Annotated in this window: 23 protein-coding genes; 5 read left to right on the forward strand and 18 right to left on the reverse strand. The window is 51.2% G+C overall.

Going from position 1 to position 22,000, the window contains the following annotated elements; all coding sequences use genetic code 11:
• Nucleotides 1-27 precede the first annotated feature (27 nt).
• Both OGY13_RS07195 and OGY13_RS07200 read left to right on the forward strand, forming a co-directional pair.
• Nucleotides 28-456, forward strand: coding sequence for a YhbP family protein (locus tag OGY13_RS07195; RefSeq protein ID WP_032945092.1), 429 nt, complete (start codon nt 28-30; stop codon nt 454-456).
• Between the two features lie 36 nt (nt 457-492).
• A complete protein-coding gene (locus tag OGY13_RS07200; RefSeq protein ID WP_204192258.1) occupies nt 493-1,128 on the forward strand; it encodes an NAD(P)H-binding protein in 636 nt (211 codons plus the stop codon).
• Between the two features lie 84 nt (nt 1,129-1,212).
• Here OGY13_RS07200 and dolP read toward each other — a convergent pair whose 3' ends face one another.
• The 4 genes from dolP to OGY13_RS07220 are packed head-to-tail and all read right to left on the reverse strand — an operon-like array spanning nt 1,213 to nt 4,827.
• The gene (dolP, locus tag OGY13_RS07205; protein ID WP_008785904.1) at nt 1,213-1,788 is read right to left on the reverse strand and encodes a division/outer membrane stress-associated lipid-binding lipoprotein; all 576 of its coding nucleotides are present in this window, start codon (nt 1,786-1,788) and stop codon (nt 1,213-1,215) included.
• Between the two features lie 9 nt (nt 1,789-1,797).
• Nucleotides 1,798-2,388 (reverse strand): DnaA initiator-associating protein DiaA, encoded by a 591-nt coding sequence (gene diaA / locus OGY13_RS07210; protein WP_003024948.1) that lies wholly within the window; start codon nt 2,386-2,388, stop codon nt 1,798-1,800.
• A 34-nt stretch (nt 2,389-2,422) separates the two neighbouring features.
• Nucleotides 2,423-2,818, reverse strand: coding sequence for a YraN family protein (locus tag OGY13_RS07215; protein WP_003828625.1), 396 nt, complete (start codon nt 2,816-2,818; stop codon nt 2,423-2,425).
• Complete coding sequence (locus OGY13_RS07220) at nt 2,776-4,827, reverse strand: penicillin-binding protein activator (RefSeq protein WP_100271868.1); 2,052 nt, start codon at nt 4,825-4,827, stop codon at nt 2,776-2,778. The genes OGY13_RS07215 and OGY13_RS07220 overlap by 43 nt, the downstream gene beginning before the upstream one ends.
• 63 nt (nt 4,828-4,890) lie before the next feature.
• On the opposite strand from OGY13_RS07220, the gene rsmI reads away from it, so the two are divergent.
• Nucleotides 4,891-5,754 carry a 16S rRNA (cytidine(1402)-2'-O)-methyltransferase gene (gene rsmI, locus OGY13_RS07225; RefSeq protein ID WP_003024942.1) on the forward strand — a complete coding sequence of 288 codons (864 nt, stop codon included), beginning with the start codon at nt 4,891-4,893 and terminating at the stop codon, nt 5,752-5,754.
• A 55-nt stretch (nt 5,755-5,809) separates the two neighbouring features.
• Here rsmI and kbaY read toward each other — a convergent pair whose 3' ends face one another.
• The 8 genes from kbaY to kbaZ form a co-directional block, all read right to left on the reverse strand.
• Entirely contained in the window at nt 5,810-6,691 is an 882-nt protein-coding gene (kbaY, locus tag OGY13_RS07230; protein ID WP_016151042.1) for a tagatose-bisphosphate aldolase subunit KbaY, read from the reverse strand.
• A gap of 12 nt (nt 6,692-6,703) precedes the next feature.
• On the reverse strand, nt 6,704-7,858 hold the full coding sequence (locus OGY13_RS07235) for an AgaS family sugar isomerase (RefSeq protein WP_008785901.1): 1,155 nt from the start codon (nt 7,856-7,858) through the stop codon (nt 6,704-6,706).
• Between the two features lie 301 nt (nt 7,859-8,159).
• On the reverse strand, nt 8,160-9,293 hold the full coding sequence (nagA, locus tag OGY13_RS07240) for an N-acetylglucosamine-6-phosphate deacetylase (RefSeq protein ID WP_213752429.1): 1,134 nt from the start codon (nt 9,291-9,293) through the stop codon (nt 8,160-8,162).
• On the reverse strand, nt 9,290-9,724 hold the full coding sequence (gene agaF, locus OGY13_RS07245; RefSeq protein WP_008785899.1) for a PTS galactosamine/N-acetylgalactosamine transporter subunit IIA: 435 nt from the start codon (nt 9,722-9,724) through the stop codon (nt 9,290-9,292). Before agaF ends, nagA begins: the two co-directional genes overlap by 4 nt.
• Before the next feature lie 16 nt (nt 9,725-9,740).
• Nucleotides 9,741-10,619, reverse strand: coding sequence for a PTS N-acetylgalactosamine transporter subunit IID (gene agaE / locus OGY13_RS07250; protein ID WP_213752430.1), 879 nt, complete (start codon nt 10,617-10,619; stop codon nt 9,741-9,743).
• On the reverse strand, nt 10,609-11,388 hold the full coding sequence (gene agaW, locus OGY13_RS07255) for a PTS N-acetylgalactosamine transporter subunit IIC (RefSeq protein WP_213752431.1): 780 nt from the start codon (nt 11,386-11,388) through the stop codon (nt 10,609-10,611). The genes agaE and agaW overlap by 11 nt, the downstream gene beginning before the upstream one ends.
• A 10-nt stretch (nt 11,389-11,398) precedes the next feature.
• A complete protein-coding gene (agaV, locus tag OGY13_RS07260) occupies nt 11,399-11,872 on the reverse strand; it encodes a PTS N-acetylgalactosamine transporter subunit IIB (protein ID WP_003024925.1) in 474 nt (157 codons plus the stop codon).
• 19 nt (nt 11,873-11,891) lie between these two features.
• Nucleotides 11,892-13,187 (reverse strand): tagatose-bisphosphate aldolase subunit KbaZ, encoded by a 1,296-nt coding sequence (gene kbaZ / locus OGY13_RS07265; protein WP_020996349.1) that lies wholly within the window; start codon nt 13,185-13,187, stop codon nt 11,892-11,894.
• Between the two features lie 249 nt (nt 13,188-13,436).
• Between kbaZ and OGY13_RS07270 the strand changes: the two genes are divergently transcribed.
• A complete protein-coding gene (locus tag OGY13_RS07270; protein ID WP_003024922.1) occupies nt 13,437-14,243 on the forward strand; it encodes a DeoR family transcriptional regulator in 807 nt (268 codons plus the stop codon).
• Nucleotides 14,244-14,566: 323 nt separating this feature from the next.
• Nucleotides 14,567-15,337, forward strand: coding sequence for a transcriptional repressor AgaR (agaR, locus tag OGY13_RS07275; protein ID WP_003024920.1), 771 nt, complete (start codon nt 14,567-14,569; stop codon nt 15,335-15,337).
• 37 nt (nt 15,338-15,374) lie between these two features.
• Here agaR and OGY13_RS07280 read toward each other — a convergent pair whose 3' ends face one another.
• From OGY13_RS07280 to OGY13_RS07305, 6 genes are all read right to left on the reverse strand, one after another.
• Nucleotides 15,375-16,295: an ROK family protein gene (locus OGY13_RS07280; protein WP_008785896.1), complete on the reverse strand. Its 921-nt coding sequence runs from the start codon at nt 16,293-16,295 to the stop codon at nt 15,375-15,377.
• A gap of 18 nt (nt 16,296-16,313) precedes the next feature.
• Nucleotides 16,314-17,570 carry a Gfo/Idh/MocA family protein gene (locus OGY13_RS07285; RefSeq protein WP_048236827.1) on the reverse strand — a complete coding sequence of 419 codons (1,257 nt, stop codon included), beginning with the start codon at nt 17,568-17,570 and terminating at the stop codon, nt 16,314-16,316.
• A 36-nt stretch (nt 17,571-17,606) separates the two neighbouring features.
• The gene (locus OGY13_RS07290) at nt 17,607-18,713 is read right to left on the reverse strand and encodes an ABC transporter ATP-binding protein (protein WP_060683146.1); all 1,107 of its coding nucleotides are present in this window, start codon (nt 18,711-18,713) and stop codon (nt 17,607-17,609) included.
• Between the two features lie 11 nt (nt 18,714-18,724).
• A complete protein-coding gene (locus tag OGY13_RS07295; protein WP_003024907.1) occupies nt 18,725-19,549 on the reverse strand; it encodes a carbohydrate ABC transporter permease in 825 nt (274 codons plus the stop codon).
• 9 nt (nt 19,550-19,558) lie between these two features.
• Complete coding sequence (locus tag OGY13_RS07300) at nt 19,559-20,503, reverse strand: carbohydrate ABC transporter permease (protein ID WP_048236826.1); 945 nt, start codon at nt 20,501-20,503, stop codon at nt 19,559-19,561.
• Between the two features lie 78 nt (nt 20,504-20,581).
• Complete coding sequence (locus OGY13_RS07305) at nt 20,582-21,841, reverse strand: ABC transporter substrate-binding protein (protein WP_213752432.1); 1,260 nt, start codon at nt 21,839-21,841, stop codon at nt 20,582-20,584.
• Between the last annotated feature and the right edge of the window lie 159 nt (nt 21,842-22,000).

Genomic DNA, 22,000 nt, shown 5'->3' on the forward strand with positions numbered 1-22,000 from the left:
AGGCCTACAGTATAAAAGAGAACAGAAATGGAAACACTGACTGCGGTGTCTCGCTGGCTGGCAAAACAGCACGTCGTGACCTGGTGCGTACACCATGAAGGTGAATTGTGGTGCGCCAATGCGTTTTACCTGTTTGATGCGCAGAAGATGGTGTTCTATGTGCTGACCGAAGAGAAAACGCGGCATGCGCAGATGTCCGGACCACGCGCACCGATTGCCGGTACAGTAAACGGTCAGCCTAAAACCGTCGCTCTGATTCGGGGCGTACAGTTTAAAGGGGAAATCCGGCGTCTTGAAGGACAGGAGAGCGAAGCTGCGCGTAAAGCCTACAACCGCCGTTTCCCCGTCGCCAGAATGCTGCCAGCACCCGTATGGGAAATTCGACTGGATGAAGTCAAATTTACGGACAACACGCTGGGCTTCGGTAAAAAGATGCACTGGCTGCGTGATCTATAGTTAGAACAGTGATTGAAGACCTGGGGAAGATAAGCGATGAGTCAGGTGTTAATAACGGGAGCCACGGGGCTGGTGGGCGGACATTTGCTGCGTATGCTGCTCAATGAACCCCGGGTCAATGCCATCACGGCACCAACGCGTCGACCGCTGGCAGATACGGTTGGTATCTATAACCCCCATGATCCGCAGCTAACCGATGCTCTGGCGCAGGTCACCGATCCAGTCGATATTGTCTTTTGTTGTTTGGGGACTACCCGGCGTGAAGCGGGCAGCAAAGAGGCGTTTATCCATGCTGACTATACGCTGGTGGTAGATACGGCCCTGACGGGACGTAGGTTAGGCGCCCAGCATATGCTGGTGGTGAGTTCGATGGGCGCCAATGCGAATTCACCGTTTTTTTATAATCGGGTGAAAGGTGAAATGGAGCAGGCGCTGATCGCGCAGAATTGGCCACGGCTGACGATTGTCCGGCCTTCAATGCTACTGGGTGATAGGGACAAACAGCGGACGAATGAGATGTTTTTAGCGCCGTTGTTCAGGCTGCTGCCGGGTAACTGGAAGTCGATTGAAGCGCGCGATGTTGCTCGGGCAATGCTGGCAGAAGCGCTGGTGCCTGGGCATGAAGGGGTTTCGATCCTGACCTCATCCGAGCTACGCGAAAGGGCTAAATAAAAAAATGCCGAATGGCGCTGACGCTTATCCGGCCTACAAACGATTACGTTCTGTAGGACGGATAAGATGCCATCTACAGGCGTGTTACTTAATAAACGTAAAGGCTGTCGTGACGCGTTTCACGCCGCTTACCCGGCTGGCGATATCCGCCGCCGCCTTCGCTTCACGCTCGGTCACCAGGCCTAACAGGAACACTTCTCCGTTCTCAGTCGTTACTTTCACGTTAGAGGATTTCACCTGATCGCTGGTCAGTAACTGGGAACGTACTTTGGTGGTTATCCAGGTATCGTTGGACGCATCGCCCAGACCGATTGGCTGGCCCTGACGGATCTCATTAAAGACCTCAGTCGTACCTTCTACGCCCATCGCAATCTGTTTTGCACGTGCAGACAGTTCGCTATTCGGCGACTGGCCGACCAGCAGCACTTTACCCTGATATGCGCTCACGTTGATTCGCGCTTCTTTCTTGATCTGGGCATCTTTCGACAACGCCGTATTGACGCGTAATTCCAGGGTACTGTCATCAACCTGGGTGCCGACACTACGAGGATCCGTCGCGGCTTTAGTCCCGACAGCTGCAGTTCCAACAACGGCGGCAGCGACACAGCCTTGCAGCAGCAGTGCAGCGATAATCACAGCAAGCGGCGAAAATGCCTTCATGTGTACTCCTTAATCATCCTGGTGAGGGAAAAGCGTGTTATCGATAAGATCGCAAAGGCAGTTGACCGTCAGCATGTGCATTTCCTGAACGCGGGCGCTGTGGTGTGAGGGTATACGGATTTCAACATCCTGTGGCCCCAGTAATCCGGCCAGTTCCCCTCCGTCATACCCGGTCAGCGCGACGATTGTCATGTCGCGTGTCACGGCGGCTTCAACGGCTTTTACGATATCGCGGCTATTACCACGCGTAGAGATTGCCAGCAGAACATCACCTGCATGTCCCAGCGCACGGACTTGTTTTGCATAAACTTCGTCGTGCAGGCGATCGTTGGCAATCGCAGTTAAGACCACATTATCAGTGTTTAGTGCAATCGCAGGTAAACTTGGGCGTTCTGTTTCAAAACGATTGATCATGCTGGCAGCAAAATGCTGTGCGTTGGCAGCGGACGTCCCATTACCACAACAGAGAATTTTGTTGCCATTGAGCAGGGACTGAACCAGCGTCATGGCGGCACGGGAGATTGCATCCGGAAGTGCTTCAGCCGCAGCTATCTGAGTTTGAATGCTTTCTGTAAAGCAGACTTTAATTCTATCTAACACGCTAATCCTTAAGAACCAGGCTCTGAATCTTCAACTATGAGCGGTCGTTGAACGCGTCCTTAAACCACTCAACATCATTTCCGGTGAAGGCTAACACATCGAACCGGCAATCCACAGTATCAAAACTCCCATTGTGGCGCGCAAGCCACAAGCGGGCGGTCTGTAATAATTTGTGTTGTTTGCTCCGGGTCACACTCGCCGCCGCACCGCCGAACTGTGCTGAGCGTCGGTAGCGAACCTCAACAAATACGGTGGTGTTGCCTTCACGCATTATCAGGTCGATTTCGCCACCACGTTCACGCACGTTGGCGGCGATAAAATGCAGTCCCTTGCTCAGCAGCCAGTCACGCGCGGTGGATTCCCACGCGTCACCGGTCTGTTTACTCGTTAACTGGCGGGGACGACTTGTCCTTGCTGGTATTTGAGCCATGATAACTTCCTGTTAATCACACAATCCTGCGTTGCGGTTAAGGCCCCGGTATTACCGTTAATTTCGAAACCCTGCACCTGACGCATTTGCGAGAAGTGGTTGGCAAGCGACCAGGCATCGACACCCATGGCATACATACGCGCCAGCGAGTAGTCGTTACGAACTGCGCCAAGCGCCTGCTGCATGAGAGGTGCGTTAGCGCCTGCCAGCATTGGAATTTCGCTGTACTGCAAGCCTTCCATCTCCAGACGGAAATCCGGGCCGGCAGTGCCCTGCGCACTACGAGAACTGGCGTACAGCGTGGCGCCGCTCTGGCTGCCGTTGCGCATGGCGATCATCGGCTTAATAAATGCAATTTCTTCCGGCGTCGCCAGAATATACACGGCATCAACACGACCGCTGCCGCCGGTTATTTGCGCATCGGTAGGTGCTGCCGGGATGGTCAGACCGCCAATCGTCACGCCGGGTTGGGCTGGCACAGAGGAGGCCACCGGGCTGCCTGTCAGGGAAATCCCTGAGCCGCCGTTGACGCCCATTTTAAGTTCAGCGGTGGAGCCGAACTTCTGCTGCAATACCACGCCGCCACCCAGTTTTTGCCATTCCTGTGCAAAGGCGTTGGCAACGCGATCGCCTAATGAACTCCGTGGAATCAACAACAGCGGCGTCTGTTTTCCCTGATCGCGGATGTGGCGTGCGGCGTCGCGCGCTTCATCTTCTGGCGACAGGGCGAAGTAGCAGACGTTCGGCAGATTTTTCACCGACTCCGGCTGGTTAAGCGCCAGGACGTTCAATGGCGTGTTGCTTTTCATCAGCTCTTCAACATTGTTCTTCAAAAGTGGGCCAACCACGATGCTGGCGCCATCCTGCTGAACCTGAGTCAGGATCTGGTTCAGCGGCTGTGATGAAGTGTCGTAGATTTTCAGCTCAGCGGATGGATTCGCCGGTGCGCTGGCGGTTGTTGGCTGAGCGGGTGCTGCGGGCTGCACAGCAGGTGTTTCTGGCTGAGCCGGCGTCTCGTTGGTCAGATCGCTTACTGACGCCTGAGACGGGCTGGCAACGCCGTCAGTCGTTTGCGGCTGTTCTGTGGTGGTCGCGGCAGCTGGAACTGCGGCAGGTGCGACAGCAACAGGGGCTGCGACAGGTTGAGTGCCCATGTTTTTCGCAGCTTCAAAGCCTTGCTGAATAGTACGGCCAAATACAGCGGCCTGACCGTTCAGTGGTAACAGCAGGGCGATTTTGCTGGTGGAGGCGGGCTTAAAGCTCTGCACGTTAACCAACTGTGTTGGTAACAGTTTTGCTCCTGGGTTTTGCGGATAACGTTTCTGCCAGTCCGCAATACCAGCTTTCATCATGTCCGGATCGTTACGGTTATCGAACCAGACGCGCTGGAGATCCAGCCAGCCTTGCAGCACGTTTTCATCAGCATTGATGACCAGCGCTTGCGCTTGCTCCTGGGTCATGGACGACAGCGCCTGCCAGGTGGCGTCCATATTTTTCTGCTTAGCATTCGCGGCCAGCAGCGGTTCCTGCGCGATCAGGGCGCGCAGCAGCGTCAGAGACGGGCGACCCTGGTTGACGTCGATTTGCGCTTGCCAGTAGCGTGCCTGTTGGTTTTGATCGAAATCGGCGGGAGTTAACTTATCCAGCAGGGCCTGTGCGCCAGCGACATCCTTCTGCGCGAGCTTAATCTCGACGGCCAACAGTGACTGCTCACGCTGCTGGGTATCGCTTAGCTTCTGCGGTAGCTGGTTAAACAGTTCGATAGCCTGCTGGCTCTTGCCTTCTTTCAGCAGTGCACGAATGGCGAGTAATTGCCAGTTGGTCTTGCTATCATCTGAGCTTTGCTGCATTTGTTGCAGATAAAAGCCGGAATCAGCCTGCGCAGTGCCCTGCATATGGGCTGCACTCTGGTCTGGCGCCTGGGTGCCACAGCCTGCGAAAATCAGTGCTGCCAGAATGACTGGTAGCGCGCGTGCGGCTTTCAAACGAGAAAATGTTGAGGGTACCATACTGTATCCAGTGATATTTTTTTACTCAATGCTCAATATTAAATCGGCAATACGGACGACACAATGAAACAACACGAATCGGCGGATAATTCTCAAGGCCAACTCTTTATTGTACCTACTCCTATAGGAAATTTGGCTGATATTACCCAACGAGCGCTCGAAGTTTTACAAGCCGTTGATTTGATTGCCGCTGAAGACACTCGTCATACAGGATTATTGTTACAACACTTCGCGATTAACGCGCGTCTGTTCGCGCTACATGACCACAACGAGCAGCAAAAGGCTGAAACGCTGGTCGCGAAGCTCAAAGAAGGACAAAACATTGCGCTGGTTTCCGATGCCGGAACGCCGCTGATTAACGATCCTGGCTACCATCTGGTGCGTACCTGTCGTGAAGCAGGGATCCGCGTTGTTCCCCTGCCTGGTCCTTGTGCGGCGATTGCTGCCCTGAGCGCTGCAGGCCTGCCTTCAGACCGTTTTTGCTATGAAGGATTTCTGCCTGCCAAATCGAAAGGGCGTCGTGATGCGATGAAAGCCATTGAGGCCGAGCCGCGTACGCTTATTTTTTATGAATCTACCCACCGCTTGCTGGATAGCCTGGAAGACATGGTTGCCGTGTGGGGCGAATCCCGTTACGTGGTGCTGGCGCGCGAGCTGACCAAAACCTGGGAAACTATTCACGGTGCACCGGTTGGTGAACTGCTGGCGTGGGTCAAGGAAGATGAAAACCGTCGTAAAGGTGAAATGGTGCTGATTGTCGAAGGGCATAAAGCGCAGGAAGACGATCTTCCTGCCGATGCGCTGCGTACGTTGGCCTTATTGCAGGCAGAACTGCCGCTGAAAAAGGCCGCCGCGCTGGCTGCTGAAATCCATGGCGTGAAAAAGAATGCGTTGTATAAGCACGCGCTGGAACAGCAGGGAGAGTAAGCCCGATTGCTGATGGCCAAACCGACAAGGGTATGGCCATTAGCTAACACAGTGCTTAAGACTGAGCGGCAGTTTCACTGATTAATAAGCGGTTTGCTGACCCGCATACAGTGATTTTGCTACGCACCACTTCTTTCATCGCATCCATACCGACCCGCATGTAATAGCGAGGATCGTTGCCCTGCGGATTCTCCGCAAACCACGCTTTGACCGCATCGGCAAAAGCGATTTTCAGTTCGGTCGCGACGTTAACTTTGCAAACGCCAAGCTCGATCGTGCGGCGGACGTATTCGTCAGGGACATCGCTTGCGCCATGCAGCACCAGCGGAACGTCGACTACCTCACGAATTTCACCCAGCCGCTGGAAATCGATTTTGGGTGTTTTGGTGTACAAACCGTGTGCTGTGCCGATGGCAACAGCAAGGCTATCTACGCCAGTACGCTCAACAAACCGTTTAGCTTCTTGTGGATCGGTGAGGAAGGCGCTTTCTGCATCCACACTCATATCATCTTCTACGCCACCGAGGCGACCCAGCTCAGCTTCCACGCTGCAATCTTTGGCATGGCAAAAATCCACAACGGATTTCACCAGCTTCACGTTTTCTTCAAACGGAAAGTGGCTGCCGTCAATCATTGCGCTGCGCACTCCTGCATTCACTTTACGACGAATGTCGTCCAGCGACTCATGGTGATCGAGGTGCAGCGCCAGCGGTATACCGTAGCTGGTGGAATAAGCGCTGCACAGCGCGTAGATCTCTTCCAGAGCGATATGCTTAAAGGTACCCGGCGTTCCTGCCAGGATCACCGGCGATTGCATTTCATAGCACACTTCAAGGATCGCCTGGATCGTCTCGGCGTTATGAATGTTAAAGGCGGGTACGGCATAGCCCTTTTTTTGGGCATCCAGCAGGAGGTATTTCGTGGAAATAATGCTCATAAAACGATCCTTTTAGGCGTTCCAGGGATGAATAACAACGCCCTGTACAACGCGGTTCACAGTGCCGCTGGCAGAAGGCGTATCCGGTGTATTGCCGATATTGATGGATTGCGTCAAAGCAAAAACCTGGGCGTAGATCAGGAAGCAGAACGCCAATTCCATATCGATGAAAGAGCGTGCTGGCGGCAGCAGAATATGTGGGCCTGCTTCAATCACCTCATGGGTTTGTGCGGCAATCGCGACAACCCGCAATGCCTGCCGATCGCGGCGTAACTCTGCCAGCAGATCGAGATCGTATTGACGTGTATACGGATGGCTGGAAACAAAGACCACTACCAGCGTTTCGTTATCAACCAGTGACTTTGGACCGTGACGAAAGCCTGTCGGGGAGTCATAGAATGCGGCCAGTTTGCCTGCAGTCAGCTCCAGGACTTTCAGTGCTGATTCCCGCGCTGCTCCCTGTAATCCACCGCTACCGAGGTAAACGATCCGTTTCCAGGGTTCATTGCCAAATACACCGTCGCTGAAATCGCCCAGCGAAGTCAGAATCGTCTGGCACCGATCGGCCACGTCACGGAAGGTCTGGCTGTTGATTTTCTCTGGGGCAAATACTGCCAGGCAGCTGGCCATCATGGTGGTAATGCTGCTGGTCATCGCGAAGCCACGATCATGTGTCTCTGCGGGCATTAACAGAGCAAAGGCATTGTCGCTTGCAACTGCGTTTTGATAGAGGCTACCTGCTTCGTTGCAGGTGATCGGCAGGTGATAACACTCAGGCACAAACTGATTAGCCAGTTCCACTGCTGCAACGCTTTCAGGGCTGTTACCTGAGCGAGCGAAAGAAATGAGCAGCAGCGGATGTGCGGGATTCAGGTAATCCATCGGATTGGTGACCAGATCGGTGGTCGGCACAGCGCTGATGTTTTTACCGGTATAGCTTGCCAGCCAGGGGGCGATGATGTCGCCAATGAATGCTGATGTTCCAGCCCCGGTCAGTATGATCCGCAGATCGTTTTTGCGCAGTAATGGTGCGAGAAAGCTGTCAATGGCAGATCGAATGTTGTCGATATTCGTAAGGGAACGGATCCAACTGGCAGGTTGTTGACGGATCTCTTCTTCGGTCCAGGTGCCCGTTACCGCGGTAACAGGGGTATAGGTTTCTGGCATAACTTAAGTCCTTAGTCTTGTAAATTCCACATAAGACGCTGGCGAGAATGTCGCTATCTTTCGTTTCGTTTCACTTGTTCATCTTGTCGATTGATTAAAATCTATAGGAAAGAAATCGAAAGAGCAATAATCCAAAAGGAAATAAAACGAAATTTGTGATCGTGAGAACGAAAGGTGTGGTTATCTTATTGATCTATAAGAAGTAGGCTTGTTGTAGGATGGTTAGGTATTTACTCAAGCGAAAGGAAAAGAAAGGCCTTGCGATCGAAGACCGCAGGCCAACACGAGACAAAATGAAAGGTCAAAGGGGGAGAGCCTGACCCTGAATCCAGATCTGTTGTAAATGTAGCCCGCTATTGAGCGCGATCGCGTCTGCACGTTTTCCCACTGCTAACGATCCCAGTTGGCGATCGATACCCAACAGACGTGCGGGGTGGAGAGAGGCCATATGAATTGCCTCTTCTGCCGTTATCCCGGTGAGCTTGACCATATTACGTACGGCGGCATCAACCGAGAGCGTGCTACCAGCCAGGCCACCGGAAGCGGTACGCACAATACCACTGTGCATTTCTACTTCCTCACCGCAGAGCGTATAGCGCCCGTCTGGCATTCCTGCAGCCTGCATGGCATCGGTGATCAGCACCAGCCTGTCTTTGGCGCAACAGCAGCAGAGCTTCATGGCCGCCGGGTGGACATGGTGTCCGTCAGCGATAAGTTCCAGCCAGGCGCGAGAGTCGGTTAATCCTGCGCCAACCATGCCTGGCTCCCGATGATGTAAGCCGGTCATACCGTTGTAGCAGTGAACCAGTCCGTCAGCGCCGGCGTCAAAGGCCGCGCGGGTTTGTTCCCAGGTCGCTGCGCTGTGTCCCAGCATCACCCGTACGTTGCGCTGCTTCAGATGTTCGATGGCCTGCAATGCACCGGTTTTTTCTGGTGCCAGCGCAACGATGCGCAATGTTTGCTGGGAAATCGCAATCAGTTCATCCAGTTCACTGAGTTCCAGTTCCCTGAAAAGCTCAGGCGGGTGCGCCCCTTTGTTCTGCGGCGTAAAGTACGGGCCTTCAAGATAACTGCCCAGCACCTGTGCGCCGGGCCCTCCGGAATGGTAGCGATGGGCGATACGCTCAAGCGCCTTGTGAATATCCGGTAATGGAGCGGTGACGGTAGTGGGTAGCCAGTTGGCTACCCCTTCACGCGCTTTGTGCATCGCCAGTTTGTCGAGCGTATCCGGTGCTTCATCCATCACATCGGCACCCGCGCCCCCGTGTACGTGGGTATCAATGTATGCCGGACAGAGCAGTTCAGCATCGCGGACCATAACGCCGGAAGGAATTGGCTCTATTGCCGCAATGATACCGTCTTCAATATGCAATTGATGATCGTCCAGCCAGCCCTGTTCGGTCAGTAGACGTCTGGCGCGCAGTAGCAGTGTCATATCCCTTCCTCAACGGGCTTTTCCTCACGGCAGCGTCCCAGCTCGTCCACCAGGCTGGTTAAACCCCGGTGCCCGCACTCCAGCGCCTGCAAACGAAACGCTTCGCTGCTCAGGTCGTCGCGCTCCAGCACCATCTCCAGTAGCAGTTGTAGATTGGTACCGGTGATCACTTCAGTACCTTGCCTTTGCATGGCTAGTGTGGAAGCTACGCGAAATGGTGTTCCGCCCAACAAATCAGTCAGAAACACGATGTCTTGCTGCGCATCCAGTTCACCCACCGCCTGTTCAAGTTGTGAGGTGAGCAAGGCAGTGGTTGAGGTTTCCGGAAAGTCGATGGCAATGAACTGAGTCTGCTCACCCAGAATCTGTTTCATCGCTTTTTCCATTCCGCTGGCAAACCCGCCATGACCCGTCAAAATAATACCTAACATCTACAACCCCTTATATTTACAGGAAATGACAGAACTTACCTACGACGCCGAGCAGCACGGTAATGGCGATAAGGCGCAGAGGACTCCAGCCACGGCGGACCAGCCAGAACATGGTTAATGTGTAGACCAGCGGTAAAAAAGCAGGCATCAGCTTGTCTATCACGTCTGTTTGCAGTTTCACTACCGCATCGCCAGCAGTGATTTCCAGCGTAGTGCTCAGGCGAACATAGGTCGCTACCAGCGCACCAATCACCGTCATCCCTACGATGGATGCCGCATGTCCAACCTTTTTGGTGTTAGCTTTAATCAGCGGAATGGCAGCAACGCCCATTCGATAAGCATAGTGTGCCAGCCCAAAGCGCAGACCAAGATGAACCACGTTGAACATAACAATAAAGACAACTGCGCCAAGAATAGAGCCTTGCAGCGCCAGGCTGGCCCCGATACCGCCGCAAATAGGCAGTAACGTTAACCAGAACATGGCATCGCCGATGCCGCCAAGCGGCGCACCCACGGCAATCTTGGTGCTTTGAATACTGTTCACATCCTGCTTGGAGCGTTCCATCGCCAGGATAATCCCGATAACAAACGTGACCAGGAACGGGTGCGTGTTGAAGAAGCCCATATGGCCTTTCATCGAACGCGCCAGATCGCGCTTATTGGTATGGATCTTTTTCAGAGCAGGTAACAGGCCGTACAGCCATCCTGATGCCTGCATACGTTCGTAGTTAAAAGAGGCCTGCAACAGCATTGAACGCCAGGCAACACGGTTGATATCTTTTTTCGTCAGCTCGGCACCGATATTCTGGTCTTCGTAGACGTTTTCATTGGTGCCGGACAGCAGCGTTTCTTCGGTATCGGAAACGTTCGGCAGAGCCGTTTGATTAGATGCCATCTTCGAATTCCTCTTTTTGTGCTGTGGGAGCTGTAGGTTCAGGTGATTTACGCAGAAAATCGATCAGCGCCATTGCCAGTGCTGCGGCGGCGATCGCCAGCACAGGGAGTTTGAGCCAGGCTGCTGCTACAAAACCCAGGATGAAGTAGGGGATATAGACGTTTTTCATCATGATTTTCAGCAGTACGGCGAAGCCGATAGCTGGCATGATGCCGCCTGCCACACCCAGGCCGTCAATCAGACGCGTCGGCAGAACATCTATCGCGGTTTTGGCATGTTCCGCGCCAAAGTAAATCGGCAGGAACGCGCATAAAAAGTAGAAGGTCCCCAACGCGAGCAACGCCAGATAGTTGACCCTCTCAATCCCGGCGGTATCGGCATTCGCTGCCATGCGATCGCAGCGAGCCATCACCCCGGACATCACAGAAAACAGGAAGGTAATCCCCATCTGTACTGCTACAGCGAACGGTACCGCCACACCTACGGCAACTTCAGGTTTCACTCCGGTCGTTATGGCAAACGTGGTTCCCACGATAGTGCCGATAATCACGTTTGGCGGTTGAGCTCCCGCTAGTGGGGCAAGACCCATCCACACCAGTTCCAGCGTACCACCTGTTAAAATACCGGTATGCAGATCGCCCAGAATCAGGCCGACCAGCGGCCCGAGAACAACCGGGCGGTGCATGTGCGTTAACCCGTTGAACATATCCAGGCCTGCAATAAAGGCGAGAATACCCAACGCAAAAGCCTGCAACAGACTGATTTCCATTGTGAATCCCTCAGAGAAGTTTATAGAGGTCCTGGGCGGGTTCTGTTGGAACGCCCTGAACGAAGCATTCCACTCCAGCGGCTTTGAGCCCGTTGAACGCCGTAATATCGGCAGCGTCTACAGAAACCGTTTTGGCGATTTGTTGCTTGCCGTTGGCGTAGTGCATATTGCCAACGTTGATACGGTTAACAGGAACACCGCCTTCGACCAGACGGAAGAAATCCGCAGGCGATTTGCAGACCAGCAGAATTTTCTGGCGATCGGCGGCACGGTGAATATTGTCGATCACTTTTTGTAGTGACCAGAAGCGTACGGCGATCCCTTCTGCCAGTACCATTTCCATCAGGTTTTGCTGCACTGGATCTTCAGCCACCTCATCATTAGCGACCAGCACCAGGTTTGCCCCCGCAAACCCGACCCATTGCACACCAACCTGACCGTGAATCAGACGTTCATCAATGCGACTTAATACAATGTTTGGCATGGTATTTTTCTCTTTTTTGTTATGCGTTACGATCTGGAGCACCCAGGCAGGCGCAGTGATATTGCTGCAGTATGTCCTGAATATGGTTAATGATGAGTTCTCGCGGCGTGGCGCTGAGATCTCCCTCGCGCACTTTTACGTACTGCAAAGGTAAATACTGGCTAATCAGCGGTAGTGGAATGGGGTCGTCCGCCAGGTTACGTACCAGACGTTCAAATGCTTCATCAATCTGGCTGTCCGGCCAGTAGTAACGAACCCGATCAGAGTAGCTGTATCCACGGGCTAGACGGCGTGCGTTGCCATCACCGTGATAATGGCTCTGCCAGTACTCTGGTCTATCAAGCATTACGCTTTCCAGCACATGTCGCAGGCCTGAGCTGGCTTTTGCAGGCAGCAATTCTTCTTCAATGGCAGCTAACGAAAACAGCGCTTCGCGCAGGGCGAAGGTAAGCGCGGGTCCCACTTTCAGAATAGCGAAGTGGTCTATCACCAGTTGGCGCAAGGACTGTGGCGTTTGGTAATCGGTAGAATGCGCTTCAAAAACCAGCGTGTCGTAGTCTTCCACCATTTTGCTGAGTGCCACGGCTTTCTGCGGTTGATAATCAATGATGTGCGTGTGGTCGAATTCAACGCCAGGTTGCACGACCAGGGCGATAATACGTGCCCATATACCTTCCAGCCCGCGCTTTTCAAAGGCGTGATAGTGGGCCTGCAGCGTTGCACGTGCGGCATCTGGCGTTGTTACCGCCAGTTCGGTTAACGCTTCGTGTGCGCCACCAGGAACCGGAACTTCTGTGCCAATCACATAGACCAGGTCAGACTCGCCAAAATGTGCCATACAGGTTTCTTCGGCGACTTTGGCCAGGCGTGCGGCGCGCTCAGCGACGATTTCATCCGTCAGTGGAACCGGGTCGTTGGCACAAGACATGCTGCAATCGAGGTGGATTTTTTTAAAGCCTGCGGCGACATAGCTCTTGATCAGATCGTCAGCATTGGCCATTGCCTGTTCCGCAGGCAGATTTTGCCAGCGGTTTGGCCCGAGATGGTCTCCGCCGAGAATCAGCATATCCTGAGAAAAATCAAGCGAGTCGGCTAATCGGCAGACAAAACTGCGAAAATCGGCTGGTGTCATACCTGTATAGCCACCAAACTGGTCAACCTGATTAGAGGTTGCTTCGATCAACAGCGGTGTATGGTTTGCATGGGCGTAGCGTATTGCGGCTTCCAGTACGATTGGATGCGCGGAACAAACGGCATAAATCCCGTTTGCCTTCCCCCGTTTATGCTGCTCGACCATTTTAGTTAGATGTTTCACTTTCCTCTCCAGGTCAGATTACTGCGACATCAATCTTTCGTTTTGTTTCATTTAATACTGCATCATGGTGTTATAAAAATAAAACGAAAGATAATAGTTTTCCGATCTGTTTCACAAAAGAAACACAATGAAAGGTTTCAGCGTAAGTTCGTCCGGCTCTTCCCTGCTTGCGGGGCTTGCATTCGCGCAAAAGAAAGGCGTTAATAGACAAAACGAAATAAAACGAAAGGTTCAACTAAAGGATTTCTTATGAGTAACACCGAGTCCTCTGCAGACAAGCGCGTTATTGGCACCAGCGAAAGACGTGAGCAGATCATCCAGCGGTTACGGCAGCAGGGAAGCGTTCAGGTTAACGATCTCTCCTTATTTTTTGGCGTCTCCACGGTCACTATTCGCAACGACCTCGCTTTTCTGGAAAAGCAGGGGATTGCGGTACGTGCCTATGGCGGAGCGCTGATTTGCGAAAGCAATGCACCTGTTGTGGAGCCTTCTGTTGAAGATAAGAGTTCACTTAATACGGCAGTAAAACGCAGTATTGCCAGAGCCGCCGCAGAGTTGATTCAACCGGGACACCGCGTGATCCTTGACTCCGGTACCACGACCTATGAAATTGCCCGCCTTATGCGCCAGCATACTAATGTCATTGCTATGACCAACGGTATGAATGTCGCCAATGCGCTACTGGAAGCCGAAGGGGTTGAGCTGCTGATGACCGGCGGTCATTTGCGTCGTCAGTCACAATCGTTTTATGGCGATCAGGCTGAGCAGTCGCTACAAAATTATCACTTCGACATGCTGTTTCTTGGCGTTGATGCTATTGATTTAGAGCGTGGTGTTAGCACGCACAACGAAGATGAAGCGCGTCTCAACCGTCGGATGTGTGAAGTGGCTGAACGTATTATTGTTGTTACCGACTCGACGAAGTTTAACCGCTCCAGCCTGCATAAGATCATTGATACCCAGAGGATCCATACCATCATTGTTGATGAAGGTATCCCAGAGGAAAGTTTGCAGGAACTACGCCGCAGCGGTGTTGAAGTGATCATTGTTGAGTAGTCCCGCTCTAAAATTCAAAAATGTGATCCCATTCAATTAAACAAAAACAAACCATAAGCGAGCTTTTTTAGTAGCTCGCTTTCGTTTTTTGCATGCTTCCCGTCTCTTTCTCGCATCTTACCCGTTTTGAGTCTTTTCATTTTTTCGGTTTTCTTCGTTTCGGTTTGCTAAAACGAAAGAAAATAGTCAGTTTTGGTTAAATTAAACGCTGAGTCTGTGCGCACAAATTCACCTTATTGCTTCTGATGTAATATATTCAAAAGAAAACGAAAGTGCTAAAGCGCTAAAACAAAACAACATGAATATTTGATGGAGCAATAGAAATGCTGGATAACTTAAGACGTCGCGAGCAAATAATTGATCTGCTGTGCGATCAGGGTAGCGTTCGTGTCGAGCCACTGAGCGTCCATTTTGGTGTGTCATCGGTCACGATCCGCAACGACTTACGTTATCTGGAGCAGAAAGGATGCGTCATGCGCTCCTACGGCGGGGCGGTTCTCAATCAGCACTTTGCCCTTGACCGGCCTTTGCAGGATAAGGACCGGCTGAATCGCGATGTGAAAACGCGTATTGCCGAAAAAGCAGCCAGCTTTGTGAAAGATGGTGACACGTTAATCCTCGATTCCGGTTCGACCACCACGCTCATTCCTCCAATGCTAAAGAATCGCCGCGATCTGGTGGTGATGACCAATGCGCTCAACATTGCGTGGGAGCTGGCGAATTTTGAGCGCGTAGACGTCATGATCCTGGGGGGGAACGTCAGGCAAAGCGTCTATTCATTGTATGGCCCTTCAGCAGAACACCAGCTCAGACAATACCGGTTTGATAAGCTTTTTTTGGGCGTTGATGGATTCTGCCTGGAAGCAGGGATAACCACGCCACATCCGGGAGAAGCGCATCTGAATCAGGTAATGTGTGAGGTTGCACAGGAGGTCACGGTAGTCGCTGACTCCAGCAAGTTTGGCCGCAAAAGTTTCTGTATGATTAGCGAAATCAGCGGGATTGACCGGGTGATTACCGACAGCGGTATCCCTGAAAATTATCACCGGACGTTAATCCAGCTTGGGGTGGATGTGGTGATTGCGGATGAATAACTGAAATTGCTGGCGAGATTTTCTCGCCAGCAGTGTTTTAGTGGGTCAGCGTACCCTGTTCAACCAGCAGCAATGCGGCACCGCGAACCCCGCTGGATGCACCATGGATGGCCGGGAATACGCGGGCAGGCTCTAATCCCGGGAACAAGTAACGTGACATGGCCTGCGGCAGCAACGTATAAATTTCCTCGATGTTGGAAACTCCACCGCCGAGAACAAAAGCATCGACATCCAGAATCAACTGCAATTGCGCCAGCGTACAACCCAACATATCAATCCATGCTTCTATGGTTGTAACGGCGCTGGCATTGCCATGACGATAATGCTCCAGCAGGGTCTCCATTTTGAGTTGTTCTCCACTGAAGTGTTTGTGGAGCCACAGTAAACCAGGACCGGATTGATAGCGTTCCAGACACCCTTGTAAGCCACAGCCGCACTTCAACTCCGGCAAGTGATAACGACGCATAAACGTTGCCGGAAGCGGTAAATGGCCGAACTCACTGGCCATTCGGTTGCGACCCCGATACAACTGACCGTCAATGACTAACCCTCCACCCATGCCGGTGCCAATAATGGCACCAAAAATTCGGGAGAACTGGCGAGCCTGCTGGGTATGGGCTTCCGAGAGTGCAAAACAGCAGCAGTCATTGTCCAGTTCAACCGAACGATTGAGGCGGTGGGCCAGATCGTTCATCACCTGGCGTCCTGTGAGGCAAGGCACGTTAGATGACAGTAATTTTCCGGTATGTCTGTCCATAAGACCGGGCATGCCGATGCCAATTTTTCCTTGCGTTCCAGTCGCCCAGTCGGCGGTATCAATAAGTGAAGTAAAGGTCGAAAGAAAGAGTTCATAATCCTGCACTGGCGTGGCGACGCGCTTACGCCAGCAAACCTGCATTTCCTTATCAAAAGCGACAATTTCAGTTTTGGTTCCACCAATATCAACACCGTAAAACATGCCTCATCTCCTCCGGCTTCACAGCGTAACCAGACAGTTTTCCTTGCGAGCGCGCTCTGCGGCAAAGACCATTAAGTGACTTTCCAGTGATTCATCCGGGCCAGAAAGGATCATATTTTGATCGTTGGCCATCACTGCGTGGATGAAGCGATCCATCAGGTAGTAATCGCCACCACCATGCCCCCCCATCTGGGTTTGTGTGCCAGCGGCGATCTCTTCGATCTGATGCACTGTTTCTTTGTCTGTCAGGAAATCAAACACCCGGATCTGCTCGCCATCGCCTTCCAGATAACCTCTGGTACCAAACAGGCGCGTTTTTCGATCTTCCATTTTGGTAAACGCGGTCATGGTAAAGGTCACTGTCTGCTGGTGGGCAAAACGTAAGTTAACAACCTGATGATCCACCACATCATTATCACAACGATAAACGCAACGACCATAAGGCCCATCGCGCAGCGCCTGGCGAACATTCTCTTCGCTAGGGTCTGCAGTCAGCACCCGACGGAAGTGTGGAGTGCATTTGTGGTTTTCACCCAGATAAATTTTGCAGGCAGACCAGGGACAGGTTGATTCAACCTGACAATCAAGGCAGCGGTCGGCGGCACCAGCAGGCTGATTCTCTTTCACAAAGTGACTCAGGCTACCAAATGATCCTACGTCCTGGCAGTTGTCGCTCATGATGTAGCGGATCCAGTCCAAATCATGACAGGATTTCTGTAACAACATAAATGACGATTCTGCTTCATTGCGCCAGTTACCACGTACAAACGAGTGCGCCTGATGCCAGTAACCTACGGGTTCGAGATGCTGCATGCTGACAATATCGCCAATTACGCCATCATCAAGCAGTGATTTCAGCTTTTGCGTATAGCGGGTGTAACGCAGGACGTGCGCGACGGCCAGTAATACGTTGTTGCGTTTGACCGCATCAATAATGATCCGGCAATCTTCTGGCGTAGGGGCGAGCGGTTTTTCCAGCAGAATGTGATAGCCGAGATTAGCAAACGCCACGGCAGGATCTTTGTGCATATTATCCTGCGTGCAAATAAGTACCACATCGGCCATTTTGGGTTGGGCCGCAGCTTCTTGCCAGTCGCAAAACACGTTATTTGGGTCAATCTTATGCTGTGCGACAAACTGCTGGCGGTATGCCTCTCTGGGCTCGGCAACGCCTACCACCTGCATTCTGTCTGGATGTTCAAGCGCATAGCGAGAATATATTTCTCCGCGCGCACCAGCCCCTACCACTAATACGGTCACTTTATTCGCACACATATAAACCTCTCATTTTTCACTTAGCCTGAATAACGGTCAGGCCAAATTTTCTTCATGTTTTTTATCAAACAAAAAGGCGGCTTCCAGATTAAATTTCACTTTGATAGATTCACCGGGAAGTGGGGTCCAGTCGGGTGAGGAGTTAATACGTAAGATCATATGTTGCTCACCAATATCAAAATGCAGAAGGTCTTCGTTGCCCATCCTTTCTACGTTGGTAATGTGCGCATCGAACGCAGAGGCATCATGCTGCGAGGCTAACTGAATGGCCTCTGAGCGGATGCCAAACCAGACGCTGGAGTGCGGATATTGCTCCAGTAGGTTACTCAAGCGCGTATTTAATGGCAGGATTAAATTATCAGCCAGGCGCAGGCCACGAGTGCTGGGGTCAATATCAAGCAGCATAATATTCATTGCCGGATTACCAATAAAACCAGCAACAAATTTATTCCTGGGGTGATGGTAAATATTCCCTGGGGTATCCACCTGCATAATACGACCGCCATTTAGAACGCAAATCCTGTCTCCCATCGTCATCGCTTCAATCTGATCGTGCGTGACGTACACCATGGTTGCGCTCACGCCTTCGTGACGCAGTTGTCGATGCAGTTCTGTCAGCCGCACGCGCATTGAAACACGCAGTTTTGCATCCAGGTTGGACAGCGGCTCATCAAACAAAAAAACGTCTGGCTTACGCACGATGGCCCTGCCAACGGCTACTCGCTGGCATTGACCGCCTGAAAGCTGACCGGGCTTTTTGTCGAGCAATGTTTCGATTTCCAGCTTGTGTGCAGCTTCCCGGACGCGGATATCAATCTCTTCTTTGCTCATTTTCCCTAACAGACTGAATGCCATATTTTTATAAATCGTCATGTGGGGATAGAGGGCATAATTCTGGAAGACCATGGCAACGCCTCGCTCCTTTGGTAGCAGGTCGTTGACGCACTTCTCTCCGATTGCGATATGGCCATGAGTGATATCTTCCAGACCTGCAATCATGCGTAGCAGCGTTGATTTGGCGCAGCCTGATGGCCCGACAAACACCATGAATTCGCCGTCGTGGATTTCAAGATCAACGCCATGGATCGCCTGAAAGCCATTGGGATAGACTTTGCTTACTGCCTGTAATTGAATACCTGACATAACACTGCCCCTTATCCTTTAATTCCGGCACCAGCGATGCCGCGAATAAAATAGCGCTGGAAGAAGATATAAAGTAACAACATCGGGATAATCGCCAGCAATGCGCCCGCCATTAACATCGGATATTCCACGCCTGAACGGCCAGAAAGTGAGGCTAATCCTACTGGTAATGTCATTTTATCCATGGAGGTGTTGACGATCAGCGGCCACATTAAATTATTCCAGCTCCACAGTCCGTTAATAATGACGCAGGCAATCAGTCCCGGTTTAATTAATGGCAGCATAATTTTGAAGAAAATAGTCAGATGGTTATACCCATCCATAATGGCTGCCTCTTCCAGTTCTTTAGGTACTGACAGAAAAAACTGACGTAATAAAAAGGCGCTATATATGCTGAATAAGCCCGGTAGCACCAGTCCAGGAATTGAGTTCAGCAAACCGATTTTTTCAACGGTTAAAAACTGTGGGATTAAAAAGATCTGACCGGGCACCATCAGAATTGAAATACACAGCATAAACAGGACATCTCGTCCTTTGAAACGCAGTCGGGAGAAACCGTACGCTGCCATTGCCGCAATCAGCGTCTGCAAAATGACGATGACCAGCGTGGAGACGATCGAGTTAAAGTAAAAGCTGCCAAAAGGCATTTCATGCAAGATTTTACCGTAAGCCTGAAACCCTGGGTTGGCGGGTAGCAGTATCGGCGGAAAGGCGATGCTTTCTGCCTGGGTTTTAAAAGAGGTGATGATCATCCAGATAAACGGAACCACCGTTACCAGCGTCGCGAGGATCATCAGGCCGTAAATTAGCCATTTTTCACGTTTTGTCATGAACATCGTGGTGCCTCACTGTGCTTTAAGTCGTTTACCAATCCATATTTGCAGCAGCGTCAGGACCATCGTGATAACGAAAATCACCACGGCGATTGCTGAGGCATACCCTTTTTCATGGTAGATAAAGGCGTATTTATAGAAGAGATAGGCGATGGTCATCGTCTGATCGTCCACCATGGATGAACTGCCAAACAGCAGATAAACCACATCGAAAATTTGCAGCGTTTCGATAAAAGAGATCACCAGTACGAAAAACAGCGTTGGGATCATTAGCGGTAAGGTAATAGACCAGAATCCACGCAATTTGCTGATGCCATCCAGCGACATCGCTTCATAAATTTGTTTGGGGATCCCCTGCAATCCAGCGAGCAGAATGATCATCTTCAACGCAATAGCCGACCAGATGATAACCAACGAGGCGCTCAGGCGGACGACATCGGGATCGGATAACCAACCGATGGCCGGAAGATCGAAAAAAGCTAGGATCTGATTAATTAAGCCGAAGTTTCGGTTCATCAACCACTGCCAGACCATAGCAATGGCCGCAGGCATAGTGACAGCGGGTAGAAATAACAGTGTGCGAAACAACCACTGACCGCGAATCGCCTGATTCAGGCCAATTGCGAGCAGTAATGACAAAACGGTGATTATCGGTACGCAAATAAAAACATAGGCCAGGGTGTTATATATTGCTGAACGAAACTCATCATCGCTGAATAAATTAATATAGTTATCTAAGCTGATCGTCGTCCAGATCTGAAACTCGCCCAGGTCGGTGAAACTATAAAAAACGTTCTGGAAGAATGGAGTAAAGTAAAAAACAATTAACCCCGCCAGTAACGGCATAATCATTATCCATCCCCAGAAGCGTTCTTCTTTTTCCAGCTTGGTCAGGGATTTTTTGTGCACTTCCCTGGCTGGTAATTGTGGGGATGCAGCTTCATCTGAATAGCTCATACAGACTCCGGGATGCTCACTGTGCAACCAAAATATATTGCGTGGGCGAAAGCGAGAGGGAGCATGGCTCCCTCAGGATTATTTCTGCATTTCTCGTTCAACGCGTTTTGCAACACCAGGCATGACTTTTTCTGGGTCAGTACCCGTCCAGACTTTTTTCAAGCCATCATTCAGGATGCTATTCCACTTGGCGGTATTGGAGCCTGCGGTTGGATATTTATGTGAGAAAGCCAATGAATCGATATAGGCTGAAACATCAATACCCTTAAAGCCTTCAGCCCACTCTTTGGCCACTTTTTGGTTAGCGGGGATCACGACTTTTCCCGTAGCCAGCGTCTGCTGCGCATGCTCAGAACTCATGAACTCAATGAACTTCCACGCCGCATCTTTATGCTGACTTTTTGCTGACATGGCAAATGCCAGGCTATGGGATACACCTGCCTGCTCTACCATTTTAGGCATTGGTACCACGCCGATGTGATCCTTAATCAGCTCATTTTGAGAGAAGGGTAATGCCCACCATGAGCCTGCGTAGACCATGGCCACTCGGTTGGACTGGAAGACATCTGAGGCTTCCATCTCGCCTGGCGGTTGGATTAGTCCCGCGTTCAGCATGCCTTGAACATCGCGATAGACGGCGATGGCTTTGTCATTGGCAACATCCGTTTTGCCCTCAGGCAGGACAATCTTATCGCCAGCCTGTAATAGCAGGTTAAAATAACTGTCCTGTCCGCTGCTGAATTCCATTGCCAGTGGATAAGACTGTTTATCCAGCCCTTTACGCAACTGCGCTGATTTTTGTTTTAAATCGTCCCATGTCCAGTTTTTATCGGGATAGCTCACGCCAGCCTGATCGAACATTTTTTTGTTGTACCAGACGGCAATTGCATCAATATCCCTTGGGATGGCATATTGCTGCGACTGGTATTGATAGGCATCGACTGAACTTTTAACAAAATCATCCAGTTTCGGCGCTGATTTCTCTTTCAGATAATTGCTCAGTGGTTCCAGCATGCCATTTTTAACATATTGCTGGAAATTAGGCATATTCATCCAGAATACATCCGGTGCTACATTTCCACCGACTGCTGAACTTAGCTTGATAAAATATTGGTCATAAGGTGTTAATTCAATTTCGACTTTGATGCCAGGGTTGTTTTTTTCGAATTCATTAACGAGCTGTTGTTCGCCAGGGAGTTGATTACGGTCCCATAACGTGTAGCGTAATTTAACAGGCTTTGCGTCCGATTGGCCTTCAGCACTCGCGACGACAGGAGTTGCCAGTAAACAGGAAATAAGACAGGCCAATGCGACATTATTTTTATTCAGGGTATACATAACTTCCCTCTTTATTCAGGTCAGAATGCTTATGAGGTAAATTACAGGAGCCTATGAATAATCTGTTTTACATCGGAGAAAGTCAAAGCGGTAAAAAATAGGGGATTATCGCATTAAAACAAGGTCGTCTTTCGGTAGGTTTCTCTTTTATCAAAACGA

It is taken from the genome of Citrobacter sp. Cpo045, assembly GCF_030332875.1.
Lineage (GTDB): Bacteria > Pseudomonadota > Gammaproteobacteria > Enterobacterales > Enterobacteriaceae > Citrobacter > Citrobacter portucalensis.